Source organism: Winogradskyella eximia (assembly GCF_003386165.1).
Taxonomy (GTDB): Bacteria; Bacteroidota; Bacteroidia; order Flavobacteriales; family Flavobacteriaceae; genus Winogradskyella; species Winogradskyella eximia.
In genome coordinates this window covers 1068658-1085366 of sequence record NZ_QRDV01000001.1, presented here as the reverse complement: position 1 = coordinate 1085366, position 16709 = coordinate 1068658, and the positions used below count along the sequence as shown (strand labels likewise).

Below are 16709 nucleotides of genomic sequence, written 5' to 3'. Positions count from 1 at the left end.
TCAATTTTATAAAAAATTTAAATGCTGAAAAGGTTATAATTCTTCATTAGTAAAATTATAACAATAATCAACACGTACAATCACATCATGATGTGATATTACATATTAAAAGGCAAATGAAGCTTAACACAAAACCCATTTTCTTTGAGAAATTTTAATTCTCCTTTTAATTTTTCCGCACGCATTGCCATATTAGACAAACCTAAACCTGTAGATTTATAACACTCTTTTTTACTCCCATTATCTTGGATTGTAAAGACACAACCTTTAGACGTATTGGTAAAAGCTACTTTAACATTAGTAGCGTCAGAATGCCTTAAAATATTGGTTATGGCCTCTTTATATATTAAAAACAGATCTTGCTTCGTTTGTGCTGTCAGTCGTTTATTAGGATTTTTAATACTGGAACTATCGATCTGAAATGCAATGTCTTTTGGTAATAATAACTCTTCTGCCAACTCGTGCATACGTTCAATTAAGTCATGAACCGTTTCACGTCTGCTATCAATACTCCATACCAAATCGCGCATCTGCGAAATGGCATTCCGACTGATGCCTGCAATTTTTTGAAGTTTAAACTTATCAGCTTCACTAGCACTAATTTCCATAAGTTCGGTTTGCATAGCGAGACCAGACAATAACGAACCAACATCGTCGTGCAAATCACTAGATATTTTAGTGCGAAGGCGTTCCATAGCCAAAGCTTGTTTTAAACGGTATCTAAATGCAGAGTACACCATACCAGAAATCGCAACTATAACTAAAGCTATGAACCACCAACGCTTATAAAAAATTTGTTTTACCGTTATAGGAATAGATAAAATATTAGCCGTTTCGCTACCTCTAGAATCAGCCCCTTTTATTTTAAGTACATAATCTCCTGCTGGTAATTTGTTATATCTTACAGAGGTGGCATTACCTTGGTAAAACCAACGATTTTCAAACCCCTCTAACTGCGTACTGAATATATTTTTAGAATTTTGAAAATAACTAGGCAAAGACCAATTCACTTCAAAGTATTGATCGTAAGGAGATGCTATAAAATTATTTAGTTCTTTTTGAGCATAATCTTTAACAAAGTTCTCATTTGTTCTACTATTATAACCCGAAATTCCTAAGAACTGAATATCTGGTGGTCTTACAGATTCTTGTAAGGCTTTAGGATTAAAAACATTAATACCATTCATACCTCCAAAATAGAATACCCCTCGACTATCCTTAAAAAAGGACGAATAATTAAATTCATTATGAGACAAACCATCTTCGGAATAAAAATTCTGAAATTCTTTGGTCGTTTTATTAAATCGAGACAGACCATCATACGTACTAATCCACAATTTTTCATCTCCTTCTAGTAGCAAACCAACAACATTATCATCTGGCAATCCATCCGCTTTTTTATAGCTTGTTATTGTTTTTCCGTCCGGAGAAATATGACTCAACCCACCACCATAAAAGCCTACCCACAAACTACCATCACGATCTTCTTCAAGACATAAAACATCATCTTTAACAAGTTGAGGAGTTGTCTTGGTGTTAAACATTTTTATGATGTTTCCATTAAGATCTATCTTCAGAATACCATTCTCTGATGTACCTATCCAAATGTGATTTTCATCTTTACTTTCTTTAAAAAACTTTAAGCCTCTTATGTTATTTTGTATGGTCTGGTTATTAAAAACTGCCTGGTGTTCTTGAGTTTCCGGATTAAAAATGGTTAAGTATTCTTGAGTAAAACCAAATAGCAAGCGTCCATCATGTAATCGTAATAGCGCATTTGGTCCATGGATATTATTATTAATACTAAATTGATTATAAACCGTAGTAATACCTGTTTTTAAATCTATCTCACAGATACCACTTCCTATGGTGAATGCTTTCGTTTTGCTACTATTTGTAACTATAAAACTGGCATCATACATCAGTGTTAGAGGTTTTCCCAATTTAGTTTTTAATGGTAAAGAATCAATCTTTCCTTCTTTAGTCTTATACCACAACTGATGTTTGCTTTCACAAAGGGAAAAGATACGTCCATCAGCATCTTCAAAAATACCTCGCATAGAATTTCCCCAACCTTCCTTTGTTGATTTAAAAAGATTAGAAAATAATTGTTTCTGGGTTTTCACCTTAAATAAACCATTATCTGTAGCGACCCAAAGCAAACCGCTTTTGTCTATAAATAGATTATTTATAAGAGAATAGTCAAGTTTAGATTTGATTAAATTGGTATAATCAGTAAAATTTCGATCCTTATCCATGCGGTATAAGGTCTTATCACCTGCAAACCAAATATTTCCATCAACATCTTCTATAGCACGTCTTATAATTTTTTCTGTCTCAAATAGCGTTTCTGATGTCTTTTTTAGCGCATTATAGATATAAATACCACCTTTTGATTCAGGAAAATAATAATGTGTATTATTACTATCGAAAAAATTTGGTACGTAATGAATGAGATCACCGTTCCAGTCGTAAGTATCTAATACGTAACTTTCCAATAATTCACCATTACTATTATATTTATTAGTACCATTAGTTGTGGACCACCATACTGATCCCTTAGTATCAAAACTTAGAGCATTAAAAACATACTTATATCTATCTACTGAAGAAATGGTATTAAACTTCCCATTCTCAAACCTTTTAAGATAAAGTTTTGATGTCTCTTTTTTCACCTGCCAATAATCGTCAGTGACCACCCAAATAGAATTATCTGGTGCTTTATACAAGCCTAACATACGATCGTTTAAATGTTGTTTTTCATTATAAGATATAATGGAATCCGTAGAAATTTGAAGTTGAAACAGTTTGTCATTAGCTGAAAACCATACAGAATTGGTTGCGTCGTCATAAACCATATTCCACTTAATATAATCATCTTCGATAAAAAAAGGATTACTTACATCACTATTGTAAACCTTGAAATTCTGCCCATCATAACGGTTAAGCCCTTGTGTAGTTCCAATCCACAATAAACCTTTATTATCTTGTGTAATATTAGATACATCTCTAAACAACAAACCATCCTCCGTAGTAAGGATATCTATTTGCGATGGATTTTGAGAATAGACACTATAGCATACAAAGAGTAAGCTCATTTGCAGAACAAAAGCGCACAGTGTTTTAAAGGAATTCAAAATAATGGTTTAATTAATAGCTAAGTCTCAAATATACAAAAAGATATCAGCCAATATCACATTAAGATGTGATTGACAACAGAACAATTACAACCTAAATTAGCTAAAGTTAAATCATACCCTAATTATTTATGTTTTAACAAAGCAGCTCCCTTTCCCTAATGATTTGATTTTACTTGTTATGATTAATAGCAACATATAAAAATAGATCCCATTATAGTAATGGGTTTATTTAAATAGCAATTACAATATAACACAATTTTAAAATGAAAAAAGTAGGCATTATTGGTGGCTCTGGCTTTATAGGAAGCCATATAACAAAACAATTTTTAGATAACGGATATGAAGTTAAAGTATCAACTAGAGATTTATCTAAACTAGAAAAATACCAACATTTAAGTCAGCTTAAAAATGCCGAGCATTTAAGTTTTGGTGAGTTAGATGTTACTGATAAAAACAGACTAGAAAACTTTGTAAAAGATTGTGATATTGTCATTCATTCTGGTACACCTTTTCAGTTAGATTTTAAAGATGCTCAAACAGAATTATTTGATCCAACTATAAAAGGAACAGAGAATTTCTTGGAAGTCATTCATAAGACACCAAGTGTAAAAAAGGTAGTTATCATTGCTTCTGTTGCTGCATGGAACACCAATTTCCCTTTACCAGCAGGAGGAAAATTAAGTTCAGATAATTTTAATGAAAATGACACTCCATTTACAAGTGAAGAAAGTCATCCGTATGCACAAGCTAAATTTTTGGCTAATCAAACGGTTAATAAATTCATTGAAACACATCCAGACTCAACTACTGAAATTGTGAGTGTATCACCTGTAATGGTTATGGGACAATCGCTTTCAAATCGAGAAGATTCTACTTCAACAGGCATTCAATATTTATTCAAAAATAAGATTGCACCTAATCCTTTGATTCAAATGTTTTATGATGATGACATAGAAATGGCAATAGTAAATGTTAAGGATGTTGCCTCTGGCGTCTATAAAGCTGCGACGATTTCTGGTTTGCATGGAGAAAACTATTTATTCTCAAGTGAAACCTATCCCGTTTCTGACGTGTCTTTGATGCTTAACAATAAACAGCCCAAGCATACTCCTAATATTATTTATCAAAACCAATTAGCAGAACGACAATTGAGTATCTCATTTCAGTCTGTTAAAGATACTTTACAACAATATAATTCCTAAACCTTAAAAACCATGGCAAACGATATAGCAAATTGGTCTAAAGCAGAATTTAAAATTTACATGTTATTGCTTTGTGCAAAATTTGACCATCATGAAGCGGAAGAAGAAATCGCACTGATAAAATCTAAAACAGACGAAGCTACTTTTAACAAAATACACAACGAATTTGCATGTGATGAAGAAAATGATTGCTTTGAAAAAATAGAAGATGCTATCAACCAACTAGAATATTCACCAAGAGAATTACTTCAGTTAAAACAAGAGATTCTGGAAGTCTTTATTTCCGACAATGAAATTTCACAAAGGGAGCGCTACTTAAAAAAAGTATTTGACAATATTTTATACTGAAAAAAATGAACCAACCAAAGCAAAATAATACCATAGGAAAATATAGTATCATAGTTTTAGTTGTGCTCACAAGCCTAATAGTATGCTATTATGTTATTTCTAGAGCATTTCCAATGCTAATTCCAACCGAAGAAGTTTACGGTTCTTATTACTTTCCAAGAGTATTTTGGGTATTTCCGCATATTGTTCTAGGGATAGTTGCTACCATCATTGGACCTTTTCAATTTATACCAAAAATTCGAAATAAGTATCTAAAAACACATCGACAATTAGGACGCGTTTATATTATTTCTACGGTTTTATCAGGAATATCTGGTATGTACATGGCAGCTACTTCTGATATTAATTTACCATATGCCGTTGGCCTATTTATGCTTGGCGTTGCGTGGTCAACGTCTTCCATAATGGCCTTTATTTCTATAAAGAACCGAAAAATAGACTTGCATAAAGATTGGATGATTAGAAGTTATGTCTTAACGTTAGCTTTCGTCACATTCAGATTTATATACGACATTATAAGGTCATTTGATATTGGAACATGGGAAGAAGTTCAAGTTTTAATGAGTTGGGCATGTTGGGCTATACCCTTATTTATTGCCGAGGTTTTTATACAAGGAAGAAAAATAAAAAAGAAATAATACAAAAAGAGAACATACTCGTGGTTTAAGCCAGAAAGGATGAGGTCTAATTTAAATTAATTAAAAAAAAACTGAAGTAATTAAGCTTTAGCATAATCAAGTTATTTCAATGCAAAATACTTAAATATGTATCTAATCTTTTAAAACCGCAATCGCTGTAATATAACATTGGGCTAAATTGAAAAGTCCTAAAACAAAAGTTAAATTAAATAATTATGAAGAACATCCTATTAGTATTAAGCCTTGTTTTACTCATTATAGGTAGTAACCAAGGACACGCCCAAAAAACAACATTACCTGATGGTGGTATTACTGAAAAACTGAGCTACATCAAGGATAGCAAAAATTTCAGTAGCGAAAGTGAACGTTTAAAAGTGCTCTTTGAAATCTATACTGAAAGTCAATTAGAAGCGTCACCTGGAATGGCCACGTTTTTAGGCAAACCTGGGTACAACCATTTATGGGATGATGTTTCACCTGAAGGCACAAAAAAAAACTTAGCGATATTAAAGATTCTTAACGACTCTAAAGACTGGTTTAAGCCTGAAAACTTAACTGAGGAAGACAAAGTAAACTTTAACATCTATAATCGCTCTGTTGGAGACCAATATGCTTTAGTTAGCCAGTTTCCTGAACAATATTTAATAATAGACCAAATTCAGGGAATTCATACCTACATACCCGTAATAATTCAAATGATGCCAACCAATTCGCCAAAGGCACTAGAAGACATCTTGGCAAGACTTGAGGGAATTTCAGAACTTTTACAAAATCTTGAAACAACGTTGACAGAAGGTATTAACAAGGGTATCGTAATGCCACGAAATACAGTAGCTCAAGTTCCTATGCAATTAGCTAGTATGGTTTCTGAAAATCCAATAGAAAGCCTTTTTTATACTCCATTTAAAAACCTCGAAGAACATGATGCTTTAAAAGAAAAGGCGAAAACCATTATTTCCAATAGTGTAAACCCAGCATTTAGCAGATTTAATAGTTTTATGACCGACACCTATTTACCTAACACAAGAGAAAGCTATGGCATTAGTGAATTACCCAATGGAACGGCCTGGTACAATGCGCTTATAAAGTCTCATACCACAACGAATAAGACAGCTCAAGAAATCCACGATATAGGCCTATCTGAAGTTGCAAGATTATTAGTTGAAATGGAAAAGGTAAAATCAGACACAGGCTTTAATGGAGACTTAAATGCATTTAATACCTTCCTAAAAGAAGACCCTCAATTTTATTTTGACACGCCTGAGGAATTGCTTTCGGCATATCGCGATATTTGCAAAAAGATAGATCCCGTGTTGCCTCAGCTTTTTGGTAAATTACCAAGACTTCCTTATGGTGTAAAAAAAGTTCCCGCATATTCGGAGCAAGCGAATACAACGGCATATTATTATCCAGGTTCTCTACAAGCTGGTATAGCAGGTTATTTCTATGCTAATACCTATAAACTAGAATCGAGACCCAAATGGGAGATGGAAGCCTTAACTATTCATGAAGCGGTTCCTGGTCATCACCTACAGATTTCACTTGCTCAAGAACTAGAAAACGTTCCAGAATTTAGAACCATGCTCAATTTTACTGCATTTGTTGAAGGTTGGGGACTGTATTCTGAAAGTCTTGGACCAGAACTTGGAATGTACCAAGATAAGTATTCTAAATACGGGCAATTGACATATGAAATGTGGCGTGCCATGAGATTGGTGGTTGATACTGGCATCCATGCCTTTGGATGGACAAGACAAGAAGCGATTGACTATTTCAAAAAAAATTCTGGTAAAACTGAAAACGATATTACGGTTGAAGTCGATAGGTATATCGCTTGGCCTGGGCAAGCCTTGGCGTACAAAATTGGCGAATTAAAAATAAAAGAACTTAGAAAAAAGTCAGAAGACATCCTAAAAGAGCAGTTTGATATCAGGGCGTTTCATGACGTTGTTTTGGGTAGTGGATCGGTTCCTTTAGACGTACTAGAAGGCAATGTAAACCAATGGATAAATAATCAAAAAAAGATAATTGAGAACTAAATACTGTTTTAGATAACACCTTTGCAAAACAAACCGGACAATATAATTATCAAAATAAATAACACTTTAAAAACTATGAAAATACTTAAAAACCGTACGAATCCATTACCCTTAATAGTAATGCTTACTGTTCTAACATTTTCAATACAGAGTTGCAACTTACAGCCTAAAGAAACACTTGTTGAAATTGAAAAAGAAATTAGTGTCGAAAACGAAACACCAGAATACTTCCTACTAAGACCTGAAGTCGAAAAAGCTTATGGTTACTCTCATGCAGTAAAAATCGGAAACTCAATTAAGATTTCCGGTGCTGTAAGTATGGATGATGAAGGCAATCCAACAGCGGTTGGAGATTTGGCACAACAAATGAAAAATTGTTATGCCGATTTAGAAAAAATCTTAAAACATTACGGTTGCACATTTGATGACGTGGTCAAAGAGGATGTGTTTACAACTGACATGTCAAAATTTTTAGAAGCTGCAGCCTATAGAACTGAAATTTACAAAACCCAATTCCCTACCGGTTCTTGGCTTGGTGTAGCAGAATTAGCTGTTCCAGAATTTATGATTGAAATTGAATTAGAAGTACATAAAACGAAATAACACTATAAGAGACGTCGAAATGATATGATGATAAAAGATAAAGGATTAAAAAGAAAAGTTGGAGTTTTTGGTTTATCGGCTAATATCATCAACATTATTATTGGGTCGGGTATTTTTGTGCTGCCTGCGATTGTAGCCAGTTATTTAGGAGCCTCTAGCATCATTGCGTATTTATTTTGTGGCTTGTTAATGGCTACAATTATGCTTTGTTTTGCCGAAGCCGGAAGTAAAGTCACCAATACTGGTGGTCCTTACACTTACATTGAAACTGCCTTTGGAGATTATGCTGGGTTTGTTGGAGGCTTTTTTGCTGTGGGAAGTAATCTGTTTGCAGATGCTGCAGTTTCTAATGCTTTAGTCAACGTTATTGCTTCCGCATACCCAATATTTGAAAACGGTTTACCTCGAATTCTATTTTTATTTATATTGTTTTATGGCTTGGTTTACGTCAATGTCATTGGTTTAAAGCAAGGTATCGGTTTAGTAAAGTTCAACACTATTATTAAGTTAATACCATTACTTTTATTAATTGCTATTGGCTTTAAAGATGTCTCATTAAGCAATTTATATTTTCAAAAGCTGCCTAGTTTTCAAACATTAGGAGAAACTTCCCTTATTCTATTTTTTGCCTTTCAAGGTTGTGAAACCGGAATTATTGTTGGTGGAGAAGTTGTGAATCCAAAACGCACTATTCCTAAAGCTATCTTAATAAGTATTACAACGGTTATGGTTGTTTATATTCTAATTCAAACCGTTGCTCAAGGAGTTTTAGGGGATACTTTACCCAATTTTACAGCGGCACCACTTGCCGAAACGGCTAAAGTTGTATTTGGTAATTTTGGATATCTACTGCTAATTATCGGCGCCGTTGTGTCTATGTTTGGGTATATGAGCGGCACTATTCTCAACAGTCCAAGAATTGTATACGCGCTTGCCAGAGATAAAGTCATCCCAATAACAGCACTTTCTAGAATTCACAAATCATTTGCCACACCACATATCGCCATTATTGTGTATGCCACTATCGGTTTTATTCTAGCCATTTCAGGCAGTTTTGAGCAATTAGCTGTTATTGCTAGTAGTTCTATGTTAATTCTATATTTAGGAGTCGCATTATCGGTAATGAAGCTACGTAAATCTGACATAGATCATAAGGGCAGTTTCAAAATTCCAGGAGGTTGGACGGTTCCCATAATAGCCATTGCTATAATAATTTATTTTTTATCAAGTCTTTCTGTTAATGAGATAATTGGCACTGGACTGTTTATAGTTGCCTTAACGCTCATTTTTTTCGGCATGAAATTTTTAAAAAGAAGGAGGAATGACTAAACTTTTCAGAAATATCCGTAATAACTATCTAAATGAGGGCAACAACACCAAGTATTTAAAATATGCCATTGGTGAAATTGTGCTTGTAGTGATTGGTATATTGATTGCATTACAACTCAACAATTGGAAAGAAGCCAATGCAGAACTTTAGAAGAAGAACAACAAAAATCGCAAGACCTCATAAACGTATTACAAACTGATTATGACATTAAAATTTCAGATGACTTGAAATCACATTACAAAGAATATATTATAACAAATATGCTATCTCATAATCTGAAAACAGCAATAGCTAATTCTAATGAAATTCCTATCTTGCTTGCAAATCAACTAAATGAAAACCAAAAATGTTTTTAAACTCGCTTTCCTTATAGCAATTGGTCTTTCGAGCTGTAAAAACAAAAATCCATTACCAGACCCTTTAGAAGCAGGTTGGAAAGGTGAGGCAGTCTGTGAGGTTATAGAAGAAAACAACGAATTAAGAGTCCTTAAATGCACTTTTGAGCCTGGTGTTGGACACGAGAAACATTACCACAATCCTCATGTTGGTTATACTTTAGTTGGAGGAAAATTCAGAATTACAGACCACACAGGTACACGGGAGGTAGATGTTCCAACAGGTTACACATTTCGCAAAGATTCCATCACCTCACACGAGGTTTTAAATATTGGAGAAACGACGTCTGTTTATTTGATTATGGAATTTAAATAAGCTCTTTAGAGTATTTCACTTTTGTTGAGTTTTGAAATTCTTTTCAATTTTTTGTATCTTTTATCTTGAAAAGTAGAATCTACAACTATGAAAAATTCAATTCGTTTTGAAAATGCTATATATAAATTATACACTGCATTTCATAATAAGACTTTAAATCCAGATGATTGCAAGCAATGTGCAGTTGGTAACATACTAGATAATAAAGACAGTTGGAAACACTTAACCGACCAGCATGGTTCGGTAACATTAAATTATATAGGATTAGTTCACCAAAATTTAGGAAGACGATTTAATGGTTACACTCCTATTGAATTGCTGCAAATTGAAAGTGCTTTCCTCAACGGTTGTGGCTATTATTTAACAGATAAACGTTTATTTAAACCAGATTCCATTGATAGTTATAATCTCTTTGATGGACTATGTGCCGTTGTATCACAACTCTGTTCTATAGATAACATTGATAATATTATGGATTGTTCTATATTATTTAACTTCGAGAAAAAAGCTTCACTGATTGTAGTATAAAATCATTAACAATTAGTCATAAAAAAACCAACTCTATTGAGTTGGTTTTTATTTTTATAGATGTTTTTTAGCTATTAGCCTCCAAAATCATCAAATCTAATGTGTTCATCAGGAATTCCGAAATCCTCTCCCATTTTTTGAACAGCTTGGTTCATCAATGGTGGGCCACAGAAATATAATTCGATATCCTCTGGCGCTTCATGCTTAGATAAATATTGGTCTATTACCACTTGGTGAATAAAGCCTACAAATCCATCTCCAGATTCATCATTAACGTCAGTTTTAAGTTTCCAATTATCAGCATCTGTAGGATCTGATAATGCAATAAAGAATTTGAAATTTGGAAAATCTTTTTCTAATGCTCTAAAATAATGTATGTAAAACAATTCTGCTTTAGAACGTCCTCCATACCAATATGTTACTTTACGTCCTGTTTTTAAAGTTCTAAATAATTGGTATAAGTGTGAACGCATTGGTGCCATACCTGCTCCACCACCTACATATAACATTTCTGAATCTGAATCATTAATAAAGAACTCTCCATAAGGTCCAGAAATAGTAACTTTATCGCCAATTTTTTGATTAAAAATATAAGAAGAAGCTACACCAGGATTAACATCCATCCATCCACCTTTTTCTCTATCAAACGGAGGAGTTGCAACACGCACATTAAGCATAATTCTTCTTCCTTCTGCAGGATAAGAAGCCATAGAGTAGGCACGTTCTACAAGTTCATCATTCTTCATAACCAAAGGCCATAAACCAAACTTTTCCCAATCTGCTTTAAACTTATCTGGTTCACCAGGATGATCTTCTGGATGAGCAGTTACGTCCATATCAGCATATTTTACTTCACAATTAGGGATTTCAATTTGAATATATCCACCTGCTTTGTAATTCATATCTTCAGGAATTTCAACAACAAATTCCTTAATAAATGTCGCAACGTTGTAATTTGAAACTACGGTTGCTTCCCATTTCTTAATACCAAATACCTCTTCAGGAATTGTAATTTCCATGTCTTGCTTTACCTTTACTTGGCAAGCTAAACGTGCACCATGTTGTAATTCGTTTCTACTAAAATGAGGTGTTTCTGTTGGTAAAGCTTCGCCTCCACCAGAAAGTACATGACATTCACATTGAATACATGTTCCACCACCACCACAAGCAGATGGTAAGAATATTTTTTGATTTCCTAAAGTACTTAATAAAGTACCTCCAGAACCTACTTCAATTTCTCTCTCACCGTTAATCGTAATCTTTACAGGACCAGATGGTGATAATTTTTGCTTTACAACTAATAATAAACCCACTAAAATTAGTGTGATTAATAAAAATGCCGCTACAGTCGCTATTACTGTTCCTAATGTACTTGCTGCTAATAAAATCATATTACTCAACTACTTTAATTGTGTTATCAGCTAATGCTTTTGTTTCTTCTATTGTCTTTTCTGCTTCCACTTTAGCAGTTTTCTCTTCTTTGGTACCTTCATCATCACCACCTGTTAACATACCACCGAAACTCATAAAACCGATAGCCATTAATCCTGTAATTATAAATGTAATTCCCAAACCACGTAATGCTGGTGGTACGTTAGAATATCTAATTTTTTCACGAATTGCAGCAATTGCTAAAATCGCTAAGAACCATCCAATTCCTGAACCTACTCCATAAGTTGTTGCTAAACCTAAAGTTGCAATTTCACGAGATTGCATAAATAATGAACCACCTAAAATAGCACAGTTTACAGCAATCAATGGTAAAAATATACCTAATGAATTATATAATGATGGAGAAAACTTCTCTACCACAATCTCTACTAATTGAACCATTGTAGCAATAGTAGCAATAAACATAATGAAAGATAAGAAGCTTAAATCATAACTAGCATACTCTTCCCCTAACCAAGATAAAGCTCCTGGCTGTAATAAATACTGATCTAATAACCAGTTTAATGGTACTGTTATGGCAAGTACAAAAATTACTGCGGCACCAAGACCAACTGCAGTACTCACTTTTTTAGATACAGCCAAGTAAGAACACATTCCTAAGAATGTAGCAAATACCATGTTATCTATAAATATCGATTTGAAAAATAATTCTATATGTTCCATATTCTTTTAGTTTTCAGTTTCAGTCTCAATAAACAGTAAATACCGTATAATCTGACTTTAACCTGTGTACTTTATTAGTCTTCTATTAAAGCTTTGTTTCTACTACGTTGTATCCAAATAATAATTCCCACAACTATTAATGCCATTGGTGATAATAACATAAATCCGTTATTTTCATAACCTAGAGCGTACAATCCTGTTTTTTCAATTGGATCTCCTAAAACTTTAAATCCTAATAAAGTACCAGAACCTAAAAGCTCTCTAAAGAAACCAACAATTATAAGTATTAAACCGTAACCAGCTGCATTACCAATTCCATCTAAAAATGATTGCCATGGTTTGTTAGCTAAAGCAAAAGCTTCAAAACGTCCCATAATTATACAATTAGTAATAATTAAACCAACAAATACAGAAAGCGTTTTACTTAACTCGTAAGCATATGCTTTTAATACTTGATCAACAATAATTACTAAAGCAGCAACTACCACCAATTGAACAATAATTCTAATTTTTGAAGGAATAATATTTCGCATCAACGAAATCACTACGTTACCAATTCCTAAAACAAATAATACTGAAACAGCCATTACAATTGAAGCTTTCAATTCTGCAGTAATTGCTAACGCAGAACAAATACCTAATACCTGAATAGTAATTGGGTTATTATCTGCTAATGGATCAGTAATTAACTTGGCGTCTTTTTTTGATATAAGTCCCATTATGTATTATTGTTTTAAAGTTTTAAAATAAGGCACATAAAGCTTTAAGTCACTTCTAATCATAGCTGTAACGCCATCACCTGTAATTGTTGCTCCTGCAATAGCATCTACCTCATTATCTGTTTTATCTAAATTTTTAGGATCTGCATTTCCTTTTGCAACAGTAATTCCTTTAAAATCACCTGAAGGACCTAACAAATGTTCTCCTATAAAATCATCCATAAAGAAACGTTGTTTAATGTTTGCTCCTAGTCCAGGTGTTTCACCTTTATGATCGAAGTAAGCACCTTGCACTACCATATCTTTATCTAAAGCTATATAAGCCCAAATAGCATCCCAAAGCCCTTTACCTCTAATTGGTGCGATGTAATAAGTTTCACCATCTTTTTCACCAACAAATAAAGGCAAACGTCTAGTTTCACCTGCTTTAGCTTTAGTTTGTTCTTTTTTAACATCAATTAAGTATGCTTGGTCATTTTCTGATGCATTTCCATTTTCAATAACTAATTGTTTAGTAATATATTTTGAAAACTCACCAGCAACCTTATCCGTTGAAATAAACGTTGCACTACTCTCGTCATTATCATTAACACCCATTGCATACAGAATATTCTGCTGCTTTTCCATTCGCTGATTCTCTGTGATTGTAGGCTTTAATGAAGACGCTGTAAACGCTAATAATGAGCCAACAATCAATACCATACCTATAGCAAAAAGTATTGTGTATGAATTTTTATCTGTTCTATTTTCCATCGTTATGCAACTTTAGCTTTTACACGTTTCATTCTTTTCTTTACATTTCCTTGAACCACATAATGGTCAATGGTTGGTGCAAACACATTCATTAATAGAATAGCTAACATTACACCTTCTGGATATGCTGGGTTGAATACACGAATCATAATAGAAAGAAATCCTATTAAGAATCCATAGATCCATTTTCCTTTATTTGTTTGTGAAGCTGTAACTGGATCTGTTGCCATAAATACAGTACCAAAAGCAAAACCACCAATTAGTAAGTGATGCCAAAACTCTGTACTCATTAATCCGTAAAATTTACTGCCTTCTGATATAACATCTGCACTAACAAGGCCATTAAAAATTAAGCCCATTACTAAAGCACCTACTACAGATGACAACATAATTCTCCAACTTCCAATTTTAGTAAAGATTAAAAATAATGCACCTAATAATATTAATAGTGTAGATGTTTCACCTACTGAACCAGGTATTAATCCGTAAAACATGTCCATGACATCATAACCTACAGATTTCCCTTGTGCTAAACTTCCTAAGATTGTTTCACCAGAAATAGCATCTACATTTTGTCCAGCTGCAATCATTTGATCACGTTCAACAGCACCAGCTACCCAAACTTTATCTCCAGACATCCATGTTGGATAAGCAAAGAATAAAAAGGCTCTAATAGTTAATGCTGGATTAAGAATGTTCATTCCTGTACCACCAAAAACTTCTTTACCAATAACAACACCAAATACAACTGCTACAGCTAACATCCATAAAGGAGTATCAATAGGTACTATAAGTGGTACTAACATACCAGTTACTAAATAACCTTCTTCTACTTCGTGGTTGTTTTTTATAGCAAATAAAATTTCGATTGCTAAACCTACAACGTAAGACACAATAACTAAAGGAATCACTTTCCAAAAACCAACAGCGAAGTTATCTAAAGTCCAAAACTGAGCACTTAAGAAACCTCCTGTAGCTTGTTGAATTTCACCAAAAGCTAAGTAATGCTGGTAACCTGCATTAAACATACCAAAAATTAAACAAGGAACCATTGCCATTATAACAGTGTTCATTGTTCTTTTTAAATCGTCTGCTGCTTTAATATGAGTTCCATTGTGAGTGGTCTCATTTGGCAAGAATAAGAATGTATGTATTGCCGAAAATGCTGGCAACCATTTTTTATCTTTATTCTTTTCTTTAAAACTATGTAAATTTTGTTTTAAACCCATTATCCTATCTCTTTTAGCATTAAGTCTAATCCTTCTCTTATAATTTTTTGATGTGGTTGTTTAGACACACAAACAAATTCTGTTAACGCAAAATCCTCAGGCGCTACTTCATACATCCCTAAAGCTTCCATTTCATCTAAATCTTTATACATACAGGCTTTTAAAATCTGCATTGGATAAATATCTAATGGAAATACTTCTTCGTAAGTACCAGTAGTTACAAATGCACGATGCTCACCGTTTGTATTAGTATTTAAATCGTATTTTTTCTTAGGATTTAACCAAGAAAAAGTCATTGCTCTAGAGGTAGAAATCTTGTTAAAAACCGGCTTGTTCCAACCAAATAACTCATAGTCGTCTCCTTCAGGAATCACAGTAATAACATTGCTGTAATAATCTAAATACCCATCAGGCTGTACTTGTTTTCCAGTTAATACATTACCCGAAATTATACGATCATTACCTTCTCTTTCAACACCATTATCATAAATCATAGTTGCAATTTCAGAACCTAATTTAGTTCTAAAATATCTTGGTTTCTTAACTGAAGATCCTGCTAACGCAATAATACGCTCTGCATTAAACTTACCTGTAAGTAACAACTCTCCAATAATTACAAGATCTTGAGCATTTACTGTCCAAACCGTTTCCCCTTTATTAACAGGATTCACCTTATTAATTAAAGTACCAACATTACCAGATGGATGTGGACCAGAAACTTTATGAGTAATTGTGTTTTGTAAATTAGCTAATGGAGAATTAGAATTTTTACCTACAGAAACATGCACTCCACCTTCTGTTAATTTAGCCAATGCAGTCACTGCAGCTTGTAATTCGGCTTCTTTTCCTGCCAAGGTATAATCTAAATCCGCAGCTAAAGGAGCACTAGCATAGCCTGAAATAAAAATAGCTTTTGGTGTGCTATCTGCTTTTGCAACAACATCATATGGACGTTGCTTTATAAAAGACCAACAACCTGTAGCTAATAAATGTGCTTTTGTTTTTTCTGCATCAGAATTTAAATCAAACTTACCATGATCTAGGTATGTTTGTTCTTTATCTGCAGTAATTTTAACAGCATCTATTCGACGTCTAGGTCCGCGTTGTACTTCTGTTACCTCACCAGAAACTGGCGAAACAAACTTCATGGCTTCATTATCCTTATTGTAAAACAAAGTCTCACCCGCTTTAACACGTGTACCTTCTTTTGCTACTAATTTTGGAATGATAGTATGAAAGTCTTCAGGTCTTATGGAATAGAAATTACTAATAATAGCATTTTCTGTAGCTTTCTCGGCTTCACCGACAAGCTTTATGTCCAAACCTTTTTTAATTTTGATGTCTTTTGACATAT

16 protein-coding genes are annotated in these 16709 nt (G+C 33.5%); 9 read left to right on the top strand and 7 right to left on the bottom strand.

The window, feature by feature from the left end:
- Positions 1 to 98: 98 nt before the first annotated feature.
- Positions 99 to 3098, bottom strand: a complete 3000-nt coding sequence (locus DFQ10_RS04475; RefSeq protein WP_115816163.1) for a sensor histidine kinase — start codon at positions 3096 to 3098, stop codon at positions 99 to 101.
- Positions 3099 to 3403: 305 nt separating this feature from the next.
- Between DFQ10_RS04475 and DFQ10_RS04470 the strand changes: the two genes are divergently transcribed.
- From DFQ10_RS04470 to DFQ10_RS04430, 9 genes are all read left to right on the top strand, one after another.
- On the top strand, positions 3404 to 4342 hold the full coding sequence (locus tag DFQ10_RS04470; RefSeq protein ID WP_115816162.1) for an NAD-dependent epimerase/dehydratase family protein: 939 nt from the start codon (positions 3404 to 3406) through the stop codon (positions 4340 to 4342).
- A 12-nt stretch (positions 4343 to 4354) separates the two neighbouring features.
- Positions 4355 to 4690, top strand: a complete 336-nt coding sequence (locus DFQ10_RS04465; protein ID WP_115816161.1) for a hypothetical protein — start codon at positions 4355 to 4357, stop codon at positions 4688 to 4690.
- A 5-nt stretch (positions 4691 to 4695) separates the two neighbouring features.
- Complete coding sequence (locus tag DFQ10_RS04460; RefSeq protein ID WP_115816160.1) at positions 4696 to 5328, top strand: DUF2306 domain-containing protein; 633 nt, start codon at positions 4696 to 4698, stop codon at positions 5326 to 5328.
- Positions 5329 to 5543: 215 nt separating this feature from the next.
- On the top strand, positions 5544 to 7367 hold the full coding sequence (locus tag DFQ10_RS04455) for a DUF885 domain-containing protein (RefSeq protein WP_115816159.1): 1824 nt from the start codon (positions 5544 to 5546) through the stop codon (positions 7365 to 7367).
- Positions 7368 to 7442: 75 nt separating this feature from the next.
- Positions 7443 to 7970 carry a RidA family protein gene (locus tag DFQ10_RS04450; RefSeq protein WP_181897573.1) on the top strand — a complete coding sequence of 176 codons (528 nt, stop codon included), beginning with the start codon at positions 7443 to 7445 and terminating at the stop codon, positions 7968 to 7970.
- A 24-nt stretch (positions 7971 to 7994) separates the two neighbouring features.
- Positions 7995 to 9299: an APC family permease gene (locus DFQ10_RS04445; RefSeq protein WP_115816158.1), complete on the top strand. Its 1305-nt coding sequence runs from the start codon at positions 7995 to 7997 to the stop codon at positions 9297 to 9299.
- Positions 9292 to 9450: a DUF6090 family protein gene (locus DFQ10_RS18525; RefSeq protein WP_181897590.1), complete on the top strand. Its 159-nt coding sequence runs from the start codon at positions 9292 to 9294 to the stop codon at positions 9448 to 9450. The genes DFQ10_RS04445 and DFQ10_RS18525 overlap by 8 nt, the downstream gene beginning before the upstream one ends.
- Before the next feature lie 183 nt (positions 9451 to 9633).
- Complete coding sequence (locus tag DFQ10_RS04435; RefSeq protein WP_181897572.1) at positions 9634 to 10011, top strand: cupin domain-containing protein; 378 nt, start codon at positions 9634 to 9636, stop codon at positions 10009 to 10011.
- An 87-nt stretch (positions 10012 to 10098) separates the two neighbouring features.
- Positions 10099 to 10539: a Na(+)-translocating NADH-quinone reductase subunit F gene (locus tag DFQ10_RS04430; protein WP_115816156.1), complete on the top strand. Its 441-nt coding sequence runs from the start codon at positions 10099 to 10101 to the stop codon at positions 10537 to 10539.
- A 74-nt stretch (positions 10540 to 10613) separates the two neighbouring features.
- Here DFQ10_RS04430 and nqrF read toward each other — a convergent pair whose 3' ends face one another.
- From nqrF to DFQ10_RS04400, 6 genes are all read right to left on the bottom strand, one after another.
- Positions 10614 to 11927, bottom strand: a complete 1314-nt coding sequence (gene nqrF / locus DFQ10_RS04425; protein WP_115816440.1) for an NADH:ubiquinone reductase (Na(+)-transporting) subunit F — start codon at positions 11925 to 11927, stop codon at positions 10614 to 10616.
- Positions 11928 to 11931: 4 nt separating this feature from the next.
- Complete coding sequence (nqrE, locus tag DFQ10_RS04420) at positions 11932 to 12654, bottom strand: NADH:ubiquinone reductase (Na(+)-transporting) subunit E (protein ID WP_115816155.1); 723 nt, start codon at positions 12652 to 12654, stop codon at positions 11932 to 11934.
- Positions 12655 to 12728: 74 nt separating this feature from the next.
- Complete coding sequence (locus DFQ10_RS04415) at positions 12729 to 13373, bottom strand: NADH:ubiquinone reductase (Na(+)-transporting) subunit D (RefSeq protein ID WP_115816154.1); 645 nt, start codon at positions 13371 to 13373, stop codon at positions 12729 to 12731.
- A 6-nt stretch (positions 13374 to 13379) separates the two neighbouring features.
- Positions 13380 to 14126 carry a Na(+)-translocating NADH-quinone reductase subunit C gene (locus DFQ10_RS04410; protein WP_115816153.1) on the bottom strand — a complete coding sequence of 249 codons (747 nt, stop codon included), beginning with the start codon at positions 14124 to 14126 and terminating at the stop codon, positions 13380 to 13382.
- Between the two features lie 2 nt (positions 14127 to 14128).
- Positions 14129 to 15355, bottom strand: coding sequence for an NADH:ubiquinone reductase (Na(+)-transporting) subunit B (locus DFQ10_RS04405; RefSeq protein ID WP_115816152.1), 1227 nt, complete (start codon positions 15353 to 15355; stop codon positions 14129 to 14131).
- Complete coding sequence (locus DFQ10_RS04400; RefSeq protein WP_115816151.1) at positions 15355 to 16707, bottom strand: Na(+)-translocating NADH-quinone reductase subunit A; 1353 nt, start codon at positions 16705 to 16707, stop codon at positions 15355 to 15357. Before DFQ10_RS04400 ends, DFQ10_RS04405 begins: the two co-directional genes overlap by 1 nt.
- Positions 16708 to 16709: the final 2 nt, after the last annotated feature.

Coding starts and splice junctions, on each gene's coding strand:
- DFQ10_RS18525 (WP_181897590.1), top strand. CDS start 9,292: ATGACTAAACTTTTCAGAAATATCCGTAATAACTATCTAAATGAGGGC.
- DFQ10_RS04445 (WP_115816158.1), top strand. CDS start 7,995: ATGATGATAAAAGATAAAGGATTAAAAAGAAAAGTTGGAGTTTTTGGT.
- DFQ10_RS04415 (WP_115816154.1), bottom strand. CDS start 13,373: ATGGGACTTATATCAAAAAAAGACGCCAAGTTAATTACTGATCCATTA.
- DFQ10_RS04465 (WP_115816161.1), top strand. CDS start 4,355: ATGGCAAACGATATAGCAAATTGGTCTAAAGCAGAATTTAAAATTTAC.
- DFQ10_RS04450 (WP_181897573.1), top strand. CDS start 7,443: ATGAAAATACTTAAAAACCGTACGAATCCATTACCCTTAATAGTAATG.
- DFQ10_RS04455 (WP_115816159.1), top strand. CDS start 5,544: ATGAAGAACATCCTATTAGTATTAAGCCTTGTTTTACTCATTATAGGT.
- DFQ10_RS04435 (WP_181897572.1), top strand. CDS start 9,634: ATGAAAACCAAAAATGTTTTTAAACTCGCTTTCCTTATAGCAATTGGT.
- DFQ10_RS04470 (WP_115816162.1), top strand. CDS start 3,404: ATGAAAAAAGTAGGCATTATTGGTGGCTCTGGCTTTATAGGAAGCCAT.
- nqrE (WP_115816155.1), bottom strand. CDS start 12,654: ATGGAACATATAGAATTATTTTTCAAATCGATATTTATAGATAACATG.
- DFQ10_RS04410 (WP_115816153.1), bottom strand. CDS start 14,126: ATGGAAAATAGAACAGATAAAAATTCATACACAATACTTTTTGCTATA.
- DFQ10_RS04460 (WP_115816160.1), top strand. CDS start 4,696: ATGAACCAACCAAAGCAAAATAATACCATAGGAAAATATAGTATCATA.
- DFQ10_RS04475 (WP_115816163.1), bottom strand. CDS start 3,098: ATGAGCTTACTCTTTGTATGCTATAGTGTCTATTCTCAAAATCCATCG.
- DFQ10_RS04430 (WP_115816156.1), top strand. CDS start 10,099: ATGAAAAATTCAATTCGTTTTGAAAATGCTATATATAAATTATACACT.
- DFQ10_RS04400 (WP_115816151.1), bottom strand. CDS start 16,707: ATGTCAAAAGACATCAAAATTAAAAAAGGTTTGGACATAAAGCTTGTC.
- DFQ10_RS04405 (WP_115816152.1), bottom strand. CDS start 15,355: ATGGGTTTAAAACAAAATTTACATAGTTTTAAAGAAAAGAATAAAGAT.